General features: G+C 61.1%; 10 protein-coding genes and 1 pseudogene. 6 read left to right on the top strand and 5 right to left on the bottom strand.

The window, feature by feature from the left end:
• Nucleotide 1: 1 nt before the first annotated feature.
• Genes AB7M29_RS03105 through AB7M29_RS03085 form a run of 5 tightly spaced genes read right to left on the bottom strand, consistent with a single transcriptional unit; the run spans nucleotide 2 to nucleotide 4,806 of the window.
• Nucleotides 2–622: a lysophospholipid acyltransferase family protein gene (locus tag AB7M29_RS03105; RefSeq protein WP_454246309.1), complete on the bottom strand. Its 621-nt coding sequence runs from the start codon at nucleotides 620–622 to the stop codon at nucleotides 2–4.
• A gap of 11 nt (nucleotides 623–633) precedes the next feature.
• Complete coding sequence (locus tag AB7M29_RS03100) at nucleotides 634–1,089, bottom strand: hypothetical protein (protein ID WP_217856983.1); 456 nt, start codon at nucleotides 1,087–1,089, stop codon at nucleotides 634–636.
• A complete protein-coding gene (locus AB7M29_RS03095) occupies nucleotides 1,079–2,389 on the bottom strand; it encodes a phosphatase PAP2/dual specificity phosphatase family protein (protein ID WP_454248695.1) in 1,311 nt (436 codons plus the stop codon). Before AB7M29_RS03095 ends, AB7M29_RS03100 begins: the two co-directional genes overlap by 11 nt.
• Nucleotides 2,386–4,143: a bifunctional alpha/beta hydrolase/class I SAM-dependent methyltransferase gene (locus AB7M29_RS03090; protein WP_454246308.1), complete on the bottom strand. Its 1,758-nt coding sequence runs from the start codon at nucleotides 4,141–4,143 to the stop codon at nucleotides 2,386–2,388. Before AB7M29_RS03090 ends, AB7M29_RS03095 begins: the two co-directional genes overlap by 4 nt.
• Nucleotides 4,144–4,182: 39 nt before the next feature.
• Nucleotides 4,183–4,806, bottom strand: a complete 624-nt coding sequence (locus AB7M29_RS03085; RefSeq protein WP_123720110.1) for a CDP-alcohol phosphatidyltransferase family protein — start codon at nucleotides 4,804–4,806, stop codon at nucleotides 4,183–4,185.
• 159 nt (nucleotides 4,807–4,965) lie between these two features.
• Between AB7M29_RS03085 and AB7M29_RS03080 the strand changes: the two genes are divergently transcribed.
• The 6 genes and pseudogenes from AB7M29_RS03080 to AB7M29_RS03055 all read left to right on the top strand — a co-directional run bounded on the left by AB7M29_RS03080 (nucleotide 4,966) and on the right by AB7M29_RS03055 (nucleotide 12,886).
• On the top strand, nucleotides 4,966–5,868 hold the full coding sequence (locus AB7M29_RS03080) for a LysR family transcriptional regulator (RefSeq protein WP_454246307.1): 903 nt from the start codon (nucleotides 4,966–4,968) through the stop codon (nucleotides 5,866–5,868).
• 130 nt (nucleotides 5,869–5,998) lie between these two features.
• Nucleotides 5,999–6,625 (top strand): glutathione S-transferase family protein, encoded by a 627-nt coding sequence (locus AB7M29_RS03075; RefSeq protein WP_217856979.1) that lies wholly within the window; start codon nucleotides 5,999–6,001, stop codon nucleotides 6,623–6,625.
• Between the two features lie 63 nt (nucleotides 6,626–6,688).
• The gene (locus tag AB7M29_RS03070; RefSeq protein ID WP_454246306.1) at nucleotides 6,689–8,719 is read left to right on the top strand and encodes a pyridoxamine 5'-phosphate oxidase family protein; all 2,031 of its coding nucleotides are present in this window, start codon (nucleotides 6,689–6,691) and stop codon (nucleotides 8,717–8,719) included.
• Between the two features lie 450 nt (nucleotides 8,720–9,169).
• Nucleotides 9,170–9,268: pseudogene (locus AB7M29_RS03065) on the top strand (DUF6124 family protein); the annotation flags it as partial.
• A 305-nt stretch (nucleotides 9,269–9,573) separates the two neighbouring features.
• On the top strand, nucleotides 9,574–10,767 hold the full coding sequence (locus AB7M29_RS03060) for a DUF3142 domain-containing protein (RefSeq protein WP_454246305.1): 1,194 nt from the start codon (nucleotides 9,574–9,576) through the stop codon (nucleotides 10,765–10,767).
• Nucleotides 10,754–12,886 carry a hypothetical protein gene (locus tag AB7M29_RS03055; RefSeq protein ID WP_454246304.1) on the top strand — a complete coding sequence of 711 codons (2,133 nt, stop codon included), beginning with the start codon at nucleotides 10,754–10,756 and terminating at the stop codon, nucleotides 12,884–12,886. Before AB7M29_RS03060 ends, AB7M29_RS03055 begins: the two co-directional genes overlap by 14 nt.
• Nucleotides 12,887–12,889 lie beyond the last annotated feature (3 nt).

Genomic DNA, 12,889 nt, shown 5'->3' with positions numbered 1-12,889 from the left:
GTCAGGAATGCTCCGGGGCGAGGGCCAGCAGTGCGTCGCGGCTGCGTGAAAGGAACTGCTCCTTGCTCTCGTCTTCAGTCAGTTGCAGGGGCGCGCCGAAACTGGTGGTACACAGCAGCGGCAGTGGCAGCACTCGGCCCTTGGGCATGACCCGGTTGAGGTTGGCGATCCACACCGGAATCACCTGAGCCTGTGGGTAACTTTTTGCCAAGTGGTACAGGCCGCTTTTGAACGGCAGCAAACCCTCTTCCAGATTGCGCGTGCCTTCGGGAAAGATGATCAACGAATCACCGTTCTCCAGGGCGTCGAGCATGGGCTGTAATGGGTTATCCACAGGGTCCTTGCGCTCGCGGTCGATCAGCACGCCGTTGAACACCCGGCTGATGATGTAACGGCGTAACGCGCTCTTGTTCCAATAGTCGCTGCCGGCCACCGGTCGCGTAAGTTTGCGCAGGGTGGAAGGGAGCGAGGCCCAGAGCAGCACGAAGTCGCCGTGGCTGCTGTGGTTGGCAAAATAAATGCGCTGCACGGGTTCCGGCGCGCAACCCATCCACAGGCTGCGGGCGCCAGTAACGGTTCGGGCCATGGAGGTGATGAGGAAGGCGACCACAGGTTCGAACATTAACGATTTCCTTATCCAGCGAAAGGCAGCCAAGGGCTGGCCAGAATGACAGCCAATGGTGGCAGCACTTGGGCGACCAGCAGGACAGCCTGTTTACGCAGCAGTTTAAGCCCCCCACGCTGACGTTCGATCCAGGGCCGGCCGGCACGGTTGGCCGGTTGCAGGCCGAGGTTTTGCAGGGCCTGATCGAGGGCTTGAGTGCGGTCTGACAAAGTGTCAGCGTCGCGGGCCATCAGGGTAAACAGGTCAGCGTCGAAGGCCACCCGCAGCGCCCAGTATTTTTGCCATAGCCCGAGGATGATCAGCCAGGCGCTGAGGATCAAGAACGGCGCAGTCGGGGTGATCAGCAGCAGTTGCAGCAGGCCGAACAACACACCCAGCAAGGTCAGCCCTGTGGATAACTGATCGAGGGTGCGGCCCCGGCGCAGCAGGCTGGCGACCACGTGCAGTTCCATATCAACCGGCATAGGCACTCTCCAGGGCTTGGCGATGGGCCGGATGCAGCACCACTTGCGGGCGTGCGGCCTGGATCATCGCCACGGCGGCATCGACGGTGGTCGCTCGACCGCTGTGCAGCAACCAGGCCGCGATAGCAGTGGCGCTGCGTGAATAGCCCAAAGCGCAGCAGACCAGCAATGGACCTTGCTGGCGCAGATGTTCAATGGCCTGAGCGGCAGCGAGGCATTGCTCAGCGCTGGGCGCGGTCAGGTCGAGTATCGGAACGCTTTGATAGGCGCGGCCTCTCGGGTTGAGCGGCAGCTCAGCGCATAGATCAACCACCGCTTTGAACGGCGCCAACTGCTCAGCGTCGGGAAGCCTGCCGAGCCAAACGTTATCCACAACCTCATTGGGCTGTGGATGCTTGCGGGTCCAAAGCCGTGAGTTGATCCACGCCGCTGCCACGTAAGGTGCAAATAACCAACGGGCGGCCGGGCTAAGGCGGCCGTCGGCACGTTTCTGAAACCCGGTGGCGTCCAGCAGCGTGTAATTGAGCGCCACCAACAGCAACGCCACGGCGGGCCAGATCAGCCACAGCCATCCGCCGCCCAAGCCAAAGGCTGGAATGGCGAATATCGCCGCACCGATGCCATAACGCAGGGCCAGGCGCCAGCGTTTCGGATCCTTGGCCAACCGCAGACTACTCAAGGGGCTGGGCCGATCCAGCGGCCACAACCACACGCACAGCCAGCCGGCGAGGGCGCCTGTGGGTAAGTCGATAAAGTGATGTTGATAAGTGGTCAGCACCGAAATCCCGATCAATGCGAACCAGCCGTGCACCAGCCAGCGCCACAGGCCTTGCGTGTGCCGTTGGTACATCACCCACAAAATCACCAGCAGGGCGATGTGCAGCGACGGTGCCTGATTGAACGGCTTGTCGAACCCGGCCAGCACCGCGAACAGCCAGCCGAACACTCCGTCCAGTTCAGGCCGTTCGAAGGTGAAGCGCAGCGGCCATAACAGGAAACAACTGACTGAGATCACTTGAGCACTCAGCAGGCGCAAGGCGTGGCGCTTGAGTTCATGGCGACTGTCGGGCAGCACCAGCGAAAAACCGTACAGCAGATCAATCGTCCAGTAGGGGACGATGGTCCAGGCCCAGAAGGGCATGGCGGTTTCCCAATCGAAAACGAAGGTGTCGACATCGCTGCGCTGGGCCGTGACCCACGTGGCAAAGCCGTAGCTGGCAAAAAACAGCGGTGCCAGCACCAGCAACCAGAGCACGGCGGGTTTCAGCAAACCCGGCTCTCTCGGGGCAGCCCCCATCATTGCACCCGTTGCGCGAGGGACACGGTGAAGATCCCCCATTCATCCACTCGCTGGGTGATTTTACGAAAACCCGCTGCTTCCACCAGTTGATCCATTTCCGCCTGGCTGCGCCGACGCATCACCCAAGCCTGGCCTTGACGGTGACTGGTGAGGGCGCGGGCGATCAGTTCCAGTTGCGGGTGCCAGGGCTGACCGGTGTAGACCAGATAGCCACCGGGCTCCACGGCCTCGGCCAGGCCCGCCAGAGAGCCGCCGACCAGTGCATTGTCGGCAAACAGTTCATACAACCCGGATACCACCGCCAGCGTCGGCTTTGGGTCCAGTGCCGCCAGGTCGGCGCGGTCGAACGCGTCGCCTTTCACGAACTGCGCGATGTCTCCAAGGCCCTTATCGCGAATCAGCGCACCACCGTCACGTACATTGATGTCGCTGTAATCGCGCAACAGTATCGATTCCGGTAGCGGGCTGACGCCTTGCAAGGCTTCGAGAATATAGCGGCCGTGACCGGCGGCGATGTCGACGATGCGCACCGGTCGGCCTTCTTCGCGCAGCTTGGCCATGGTCAGGCGCAGCAACTCTTCGACATTGAGTTTGCGCTGGCGAATACCGCGCCAGCCGATGGAGTTCAGGTAGTTCTGATCAATCATCCGCCCGAGCCCGCCCTTGCCGGTGGGCTGGTTGCGGTACACGTAGTCCAGGGTGCTGCCGGAGTCGAAACCGGTGTCGAAGCCCAGCTTCACCCCGTCAGACAGCCGGCTGCCCAGGCGCATGCTGGCACGGGTCATGCGCCAGTACAGGTCGCGCAACGAGTTGTGCGGCAGCGGGGCGGCGAGGGATTCGGATTCGGCGCAGGTCAGGCCGATCTTGTCGGCATCGAGCAACGAGGCCCGGTCCAGCGGGTATTCAAAGTTTTGCAGGATAAAGCGTTTGGCGCTGGCTACGGCCACGGCGCGATCGCGTTCCCCAAGCGTGTCGTGGAAGAAGCCCGGGAGAATGTGTTTTTCCTTTTTCAGGCTGCCCAGACGTTCGAAAAACTGTTCCTGGGGTTTGCGGTGGACCACAAAATCCGAGCCGGAAATCAGCAGTTGGGTCGGCACTTGAATCGCCTGCGCATCGGCCACCACACGGTCGGCGGCTTCATACAAGCCGAGCAGCACATTCACCGAAATCGCCTTGGTGATCAGCGGATCGCTGTCGTAGGAGGCGACGCGTTCCGGGTCGTGGCTGAGGAACTTGGCCTTGACGTAGCTGTTGACGAAAAAGTTGCCGCGAAACGTGCGCATCAGCGCCAGGCCCGGACGGGCGAAAGGTACGTAGAGCTTGACCTTGAATGCGGGCGACGCGAGCACCAGCGAGCGGATACGCGGTGCATAGTCGTGGACCCAGGTCGAGGCAATCACCGCGCCGACACTCTGGGCGATCACGGCCATGTTCTCTTCGTCGATCTGGTGGGTCGCGTTCAGATGATCGCAAAACGTCTGCACGTCACGCACGCTGGTGGCGAAACTCGGGCTGTCGCCGCGAGCGCCCGGCGACTGACCATGGCCGCGCGCGTCCCAGGCAAAGAAGTCGAACGCTGGCAGGTCCAGTTCATCCACCAGATGGGCGATGCGCCCCGAGTGTTCATGGCCGCGATGAAACAGCAGTACAGCCTTGCGCGGTTCGCCCGGATTACCCGCCGTGGCCGGCCAATGGCGGTAGAACAATTCAACGCCGTCGTGGGTAGTGAAGGTCTGATTCTGAGTTTCACGCATTGCACTTTCCTTATGCTTGGGGAGCCTTACGCTGAGGCCTTATGCCGAGGGAGCGTTTTCCTGCACTTCTTTCAGGCCCAGACGGACCCGGTTGACCAAGGTGTAAGCCAGCAGGACGGCGACCACCGCAAACACAACGTTAATCCACAACGCGCTGATCCAGCCGATGGCAATGCCGGTGGCCAAGACGCCGAGTACAAACGCGCGATCGCTCTTGCCCATCGGGCCGTCATAACGCCGCGATGCGCCGACCATCGGCCCGAGGACGCCACTGTACTCGCTGAACAATGCCAGCAGCGTGACCAACAGCACAATCAACACACTCACGTCGGGAATCAGGGCAAAAGGCAGGATCAGCGCGCTGTCGGCAACGATATCGCACAGTTCATTAAGGTAGGCGCCGAGGCGCGACTGCTGGCCGAATTCCCGGGCCAGCATGCCGTCGATAGCGTTCAGCGCCATCCGCAGGATCATCCACACGGGAATCAGCAGAAATACCCACAGGTGATTGGCGAAACAGGCGATCCCGACGCCCGTCACGACCGAAATGACGCCGGCCAGAACGGTGATTTGATTGGCGGTGGTACCGTTATCGAACAGTCGCTGAACCAGCGGTCGCAACAGATTCTGGAAGGCGGGTTTAAGTTGGTAGATGGAGGGCATCTGGATACGGTCTCAGCAATTGAAAGCGTGAACGTTCAGGGTTATACGTCACAATAATCAGAATGCCAGTAAAACTGCACGGCTCATCCTCTTCCAGCGATATCCAGGTCCAATCGGGAGCTGTCGGCCTCGCGTTTTTCAGTGCTCAGGAGTTAATCCATGGACCGCTTCCAGGAAATGCAGGTCTTCGCCACCGTCGCCCAGGAGCAAGGCTTCTCGGCGGCGGCGCGGCGTTTGGGGATGTCGGCGGCCAGCGTCACCCGCGCGGTGGCGGCGCTGGAGAAACGCATCGGCACCCAGTTGCTGACGCGTACCACCCGCAGCGTGCATTTGAGCGAGGCGGGTCAGCGTTATCTGGAGGACTGTCGGAGAATTCTCACCGAGGTGCAGGAAGCCGAGGATTCAGCAGCCGGGAGCCACGCCCAACCCCGTGGGCAACTGACGATCACGGCGCCGGTATTGTTCGGCGATTTGTTCGTCACGCCGGTCATGGTCGGTTACCTGACTCAATTCCCTGAAGTCAGCATCAACGCTCTACTGGTCGACCGGGTGGTGAGCATGGTCGAGGAGGGCATCGATGTGGCTGTGCGCATCGGTGAGTTGCCGGACAGCAATCAGCATGCAATTCGTGTGGGCGAAGTGCGGCGGGTGATCTGCGCTTCCCCTGGATTCCTGACCGACCATGGTCGGCCTCGCCATCCTGCAGATTTGAGCGCAGCCCCGATCATCGCTACCTCGTCCATCGGTCAGCACAGAAGCTGGCCGTTCCTTGACGGGGGAGAGCCGATCAGCGTTCGTCCGGAACCGCGTCTTGTGGTCACAGCCAATCAGGCTGCTATTACTGCCGCCGCCATGGGACTGGGACTGACCCGAGTGCTGTCGTATCAAGTGGCGAGCAAGGTCGCCGCCGGTGAGCTGGAAATCGTTCTGGCTGACTTCGAACTGCCGCCATTGCCCATTCATGTGGTCTACCAGGGTGGGCGCAAAGCCCCGGTGCGGGTCCGTAGTTTTGTGGACTTCGCGGTGAAGGTACTGCGCGAACACCCAGCCCTGCACGACTGAGGGTTATTGCACTGGGTGAAATAATTGATTGCGTTTGCTGGTTATTCTGTTGTTTTGGTTGCGGATGGAAGATAGCCCCCTATCGGCGCTGATCTTTCCTGAATGGCGCCACTACCCAGCGGAGTCGACCATGCAAGCCATCAAACTCTACAATTTCCCCCGCTCTGGCCATGCTCACCGTGTGGAGTTGATGCTGTCGCTGTTGCAACTGCCGACCGAGCTGATCTTCGTCGATTTGGCCAAGGGCGCGCACAAGCAAGCGGATTTTCTGGCGCTCAACCCGTTCGGTCAGGTTCCGGTGATTGATGATCAAGGCGTGGTGCTGGCCGACTCCAACGCGATCCTGGTCTACCTGGCGTTGAAATACGGCAACGGCCACTGGCTGCCAACCGATCCGGTCGGGGCAGCCAAGGTTCAGCGCTGGTTGTCGGTCGCCGCCGGGCCGATTGCCTTTGGCCCTGGCAGGGCAAGACTAATTACCGTGTTTGGTGCGCCTTACAACGCGCAAGAGGTGATCGCTTACTCCCACACCTGGCTCAAAGTGATTGATCAGGAATTGGGCGCAACGCCCTATCTGGTCGGTAGCGAGCCGACCATCGCCGACATTGCCGCGTACAGCTACATCGCCCATGCACCCGAAGGCAATGTGTCGCTGGACGACTACGCCAACATCCGTGCCTGGCTGGCGCGGATTGAAGCCTTGCCAGGATTTGTCGGCATGCCGCGCACCGTCGCCGGTTTGCAAAAAACTGCCTGATGCTCACGGCCCGATTCAGTCGGGCCGTTCTTATTGCGCGAGGAGCGCAGGGGAGAAGCCGTTATGGAACGTTCACCTTGGCACGCAGGCGAGAAACAGTTGCAGGCTCACGTGGGTGTCGTCGAGCGAATGGACGCATTAGGTCGTAGGGTGATTCGCAGCGAGATGCCGGATCAGCACCGCGCGTTCTATCAGCAACTGCCGTTCATGCTGTACGGCGCGGTGGATGCTGACGGCAACCCTTGGGCCAGCATTCTTGAAGGAGCGCCGGGCTTTGCCCATTCGCCAGAGCCCACGCTGTTGCAGTTCGGCAGCCTGCCTGGCAGCGACGACCCTGCGCAATTGCAAGAGGGAGCGGCGATCGGTCTGCTCGGTATCGAACTGCACACCCGACGTCGCAACCGCCTCAATGGTCGAGTCGGCGCTGTGACGGCGGGCGGCTTCGAGGTGAAGGTGGAGCAGTCTTTCGGCAATTGCCCGCAATACATTCAATTGCGCCAGTTTCGCTCGGTGCCATTGGCGGATCCGGCGACCCGTATTGCGCAGCACCTCAATGGGCTGGATGACGCGGCCAAAGCCATGATCACCGGCGCCGATACCTTCTTTGTCGCCAGTTATGTGGACGTCGATGGCCAGCGCTCGGTGGACGTTTCTCACCGGGGTGGTCAGGCCGGTTTCGTCCATGTAGAGGGCAATCGCCTGACCATTCCGGACTTCGCCGGCAATCTGTTCTTCAACACCCTGGGCAACCTGCTGATCAATCCTCGAGCCGGTTTGCTGTTCATCGATTTCGATTCGGGCGATCTGCTGCAGCTCAGCGGTCGCACGCAAATCATCCTCGAAGGCCCGCAGGTCGAAGCCTTTCAAGGGGCCGAGCGGCTGTGGACATTCGAAGTGGAGCGCGTGGTGCGGCGGCCCGCGGCACTGGCCTTGCGCTGGCGCTTTGACGGCGTGTCACCCACCAGTTTGCTGACCGGCACCTGGGCGCAGGCGAACGCACGCCTGCAAGCCCAGGCCCTGGGGGATCGCTGGCGGCCGCTGCGCGTGACGCGCATCGAACAGGAAAGCCACAACATTCGTTCGATTTATCTGGAGCCTGCCGATGGCGCCGGGTTACCGGTGTTTCAGGCCGGGCAACATTTGCCTTTGCGGTTCAATCTTGGCGGCGAAATACATATCCGGACTTACAGCCTGTCGAGTGCACCGTCCGACGATTTTTTCCGCATTAGCGTTAAGCGTGACGGGGTGGTGTCATCGCATCTGCATGAACTGATCCGTGTGGGAGATCTGCTGGAAGCCCGTGCGCCTCAGGGGCATTTCACCGTGGCACCCAATGAGCGTCGGCCGCTGGTGCTATTGGCCGCCGGCGTCGGCATCACGCCGCTGCTGTCGATGGTGCGTGAGGTTGTTTATCAAGGCCTGCGCACGCGGCGCATCCGTCCTACGTGGTTCTTTCAGAGTTCGCGGACTTTGGCGGATCAGCCGTTTCGTCCTGAGCTGGATCGCTTGCTCGACGGCCTCGGTGACGTGGTGCGCGTGCTGCGTTTGCTCAGCCAGCCGGAACCCGACGCCCGCGAGGGTGAAGATTATGACCTGACGGGTCGCATAGACGCCGAGTTGCTCAAGACGATTCTCGAGGTGGAAGACTACGAGCAAGTGGATTTTGTCCTTTGTGGCCCGGGAAGTTTTACCCAGGGGCTGTACGACAGTCTGCGGGATCTGGACATCCGCGACTCAAGGATTCATGCCGAAACCTTTGGGCCGTCGACGCTGCGTCGCAAGCCTGATCCGGACGCCGTGGTCATCGAGCAACCCCCGGCCGCCACCGTTTCGGTGCCAGTCGTGTTCCAGCGCTCGGCCAAAGAAGCACGTTGGCAGCCGGACGGCGGCAGTTTGCTGGAGCTGGCGGAGAGTCGTGGCCTGCGCCCGGAATTCAGTTGCCGCGGCGGCTCGTGCGGGACCTGCAAGACCCGCCTGATCAGCGGAGAGGTGAATTATCCACAGCCCCCTGCGGAGGTTCCGGACGCTGGAGAGGTGCTGATTTGTTGTGCGGTGCCGGCGCAGGGTTCGCGGCCTTTGGTGTTGGATCTGTAACTGAACCAGACAACACAGAAAATCCCCTGTGGGAGCGGGCTTGCTCGCGAAGGCGGTGTGTCAGGCAACTTCCATGTTGAATGTTAAACAGCCTTCGCGAGCAAGCCCGCTCCCACATTTGATCTCGGCTGGCCTGAAAACATTTGCGAATATCCTACAGATTTGGCTGTTCTGAAGGACGATTCCGACAAGTTCTAGCGGTTGTCGTGTCAGAAGTCGGGGGGATAGGCTTTGGGGGTCGCTGCAAATTCAGTGATCGGGTTTGGTCGCCCAAGTTTAGAATGGCGCACTTTTATGCTTGCTTCATGGCGAGCTGTGCGTGGGAGGGCTTAGGCCCTGCCGGGTTCCATTCCCTGGTTGACCAACCCGCGTACGGTTCGCCACCCTTCTGCTTGGTCGCAGTGTTGGCGAACTCCAATCCTCGAATGGAGTTTCACCATGTTCAAAGCAACGGCGATGGCGATTCAACAGATCGTCATGCTGGCTGAACTGGCGGTGAACCGGATGCTGGATAACGTTGCCATACCAAAACCTGCGCCACACAACTGACCCAATGCGGGAATGGCTTTTGTGGCGAGGGAGCTTGCTCCCGCTTGAGTGCGCAGCACTCACAAATTCTGCAATAGATTGCCAGAATCCTGGGGCCGCTACGCAGCCCAGCGCGAGCAAGCTCGCTCGCCACAAAAGTCCGGCGCCGCAGGTTTAGGTGTAGGACAGGGATTTCTCTTCCAGTAGCGGGTGGTACCGAAAAGTGAGGTGATCATTGCCCGCAAGCCAATGGCTGAGTAGGGTAACGAGCAGAGCGACAAAGGGCCTTGAGAGGCCCTTTTTGTATTTCAGGGATAAGGTTTTTCATGGTTTTTTTCACACGCTTGATCGTTTTGTTGGCAGCGGTGTTGCTCAACGGTTGCGAGCGACCGGACGCGCCGCCGCTCGATCAGCAACTCTATGTGTGGCAACGGCAATGGACGCCCGCCCATGAGGCCGCGCTGCGCGACAGCCGTGCGGACTTCTCGACCTTGCGCGTGCTGGCCTTGCAGGCGTTTCCGCAGGCTGGCTGGAGCCGGGCGCGGATTGATCCGGCGCTGCTCAAGCGTGATGGCAGGCCGCTGATTGCAGTGATTCGTCTGGATGGCCAGCTCAAGGGGCTGGATCAGGACGAGGTCACGGCGCAAATCCAGCAGGTGCTCAGCGATTGGCAAGGGCAGGGGCTGATCCTCTCCGGCGTAGAAATCGACCACGATGCAGGTAATGCCCGGCTACCGGCCTACCGCGAATTCCTCACGCATCTACGCGCTCTTCTGCCGGCCTCCTTGCCACTGAGCATCACCGCGTTGCCGGCCTGGCTCGACAGCCCTGAATTGCCGGCGCTGCTGGCGACAGTCGACAGCAGCGTCTTGCAGGTGCATGCAGTGAGCGATCCACGGCGTGGGTTGTTCGACCCGGATCAGGCCCGGAAGTGGGCCAAGGCCTGGAGCCGTATTACCTCGAAACCGTTTTATCTGGCGCTGCCGGCTTATGGCGTGGCGCTGTTGCCGGGGGCCGGTGGTGCGCCGGTCGTGGAAAGTGAAGTGCCCATCGAGCGGGGCGGCAAACGCCGGGAGTTACTGGCGGACCCGTTGCAACTGAGCAAACTCGGCGCCGAGTTGCGCGCCGATTCACCGGCTCATCTGGCCGGGCTGATCTGGTTTCGCCTGCCGCTGGCCAATGATCGCAGGGCCTGGAGCCTGACGACGCTAATCGCTGTGGCGCGTGGCGATATGCTCGACAGCCGCGTGGGGCTGAAGCTCTCGGCGCAGGACGGCCTCTACGACATCAGCGTCAGCAACCAAGGCAACCTCGACAGCGCCTGGCCCGAACGCCTGACACTGGCGGTGCAGGGCTGCGATGGCGCCGATGCATTGGCCGGTTATGCGTTGCAACAACGCCCGGATCTGCTTACCTTCACCCGCCTGCGCGAGGGTCGAATCCCCGCCGGCGGGCAGCGCGCCATCGGTTGGGCACGCTGCGCAACTATTGATCAAGGAGGTTCGAATGTTCACCCGTAACTGGCCCCGCCATGTGCTTTGCCTGAGCCTCAGCCTGCCATTGGGTTCGGCGCTGGCCTGCGGGCCGGACTTCCCCATGCGGCTGCTGGACAACCGTGGCCAGTCGCTGGCGGAACTGCCGGAAGGCAACTTCAACTTTGAGATCAGCCGCCTCGGGCATGCCATCGCGGGACTGAAAAATGCAACCGCAGCCACCAACATTCCGGGGGACGGTTACGGCGATGCGCCGGATTACACGGGTCAGCGGAGCACCGCCGAACAGGCCGGTCTGACGCCTGAGCAGCAAGCGCTGGTTAAACAGCTGCGCAGCCTGACCGATGCCCGTCAGGTTGAAGAGCAAGGCACGAGCCTGCCGACCGAGCACATGTTCTATCTGGCGGGCGCTGTGGCGTTCAATGCCGGTGACCATGGTTTGGCCGCCGAATACTTTCAGAAGGTGTTGGCGCTGCCGGCGGATCAACGTGCGTTGCGCAGTACCTGGGCGGCTTACTCGCTGGGGCGGGCACTGTTTGCCATGAGCTCAGAGGCGGGCGCGGGCCCCGACCTGTTGGCTCAATCTCGAAAGGCTTTCGAGCAGACTCGTCAATTGAGTATCGACGGCTTCAGCGACCCGCTGGAACTGGGTGTTGCCAGCCTCGGCGAAGAAGCGCGAGTGGCCCGCACCGCTGGCGATTGGGATAGCGCCATCGAACTCTATGCCACGCAGAACCTCCACGGCTCGGCGGTGGGCTACAGCTCGTTGAAGTTGTTGATGGCTGATCTGATGGCAATGCCCGACGATCAACTGGCCGTGTTGCTCAAGGGCAAAGCGGTGCAGCAACTGGTGACGGCGTCGTTGATCAGTCGATTGGGCTGGTCATTCGGTGATCAGCCGCCAAGCGAACAGAAACTGATCAAGTTGCTGCAAAACAGCACCCGCGGCAGCCTGGATAACGCGGATCGCCTGGCGGCGATGAATTATCAACAGGGCGATTACGCCAGTGCCAAAGCCTTCCTCGAACAGGCCGGTGACGGTGGTCTCGCATGGTGGCTGCGGGCGAAACTCGCGTTGCGTGATGGCGACAAAAGCGCTGCCGCCGCGGCGTATGCCAAGGCAGCCCAGGCCTTCCCGCAGAACGAGTCCTGGGGCGAACGACGGACCCCGGACTGGGATTACGAAACGGTGCAGCCCAAGTGCCGGGTCGACGGCGAAAGCGCGATCCTGGCCCTGCAACGCGGGGATTATCTGCAAGCCTTTGATCAGCTCTATCGCAGCCAAAACATTTACTGGTACGACGCGGCCACCGTTGCCGAGCGGGTGCTGACCCTCGATGAACTCAAGCAGTACGTCGACACTCAGGTGCCCGCACCGCCGCCGCTCACCCAGCAGGATCGCGACAATTATGTGCCGTTGTCGGTAGCTGCGAACCTGCGCAATTTGCTCGGGCGGCGCCTGCTGCGTGAAGGGCGTTATGACGAAGCACCAGGGTATTTCGATAATGCTGTCTTGCAGGCCAGGGCCAAGTGGTACGGGGAGTTGCGCAACGACGCCGAATCAAAGTGGTGGCCGACCAAACGGGCATTCGCTTACTACCATGCAGCGACACTGGCCCGTTTTTACGGAATGGAGTTGTTGGGCTACGAAATGGCGCCGGATTACGCGACCTTCGGCGGCAATTACAGTCTGGAGTCTCCCGATCTCAAGGTCGGACCGCTGATAGCCGAGGGTGAGGTGCAGCGTCGGCAAGCCACGGTGGCGCAACCGGATGAACGTTTCCATTACCGTTATATCGCCACAGCCCTGGCGAGCAAGGCCGCTGATCACCTTCCTCATACCAGTCAGGCGTTTGCTTCAGTGCTGTGCAAGGCTTCAACGTGGGGTACCAGCCTGCAAGAGCAAAGTGCGTTCTACCGTCGTTACGTAGAGGAGGGACCGTATGTGGTCTGGGCCGGTGATTTCGGTCATCAATGCCAGGATCCAGACTTCCAGAGCGCCGATAAGCGTTATGTGACTCAGGTCACCGACGCTGCGCGATCCGTTCTGCGGCCTTACAAAAAACCATTGCAGATCGGCGGTGTGGTAGCGATCACGGCGGCGGCTTTGCTGCTGATCAGCCGCCGCCGTCGTAAAGCGCGGTAACGC

The sequence above is a fragment of the Pseudomonas sp. F-14 TE3623 genome (genome assembly GCF_053629015.1).
This window is presented reverse-complemented; position numbering and strand designations above follow the sequence as displayed.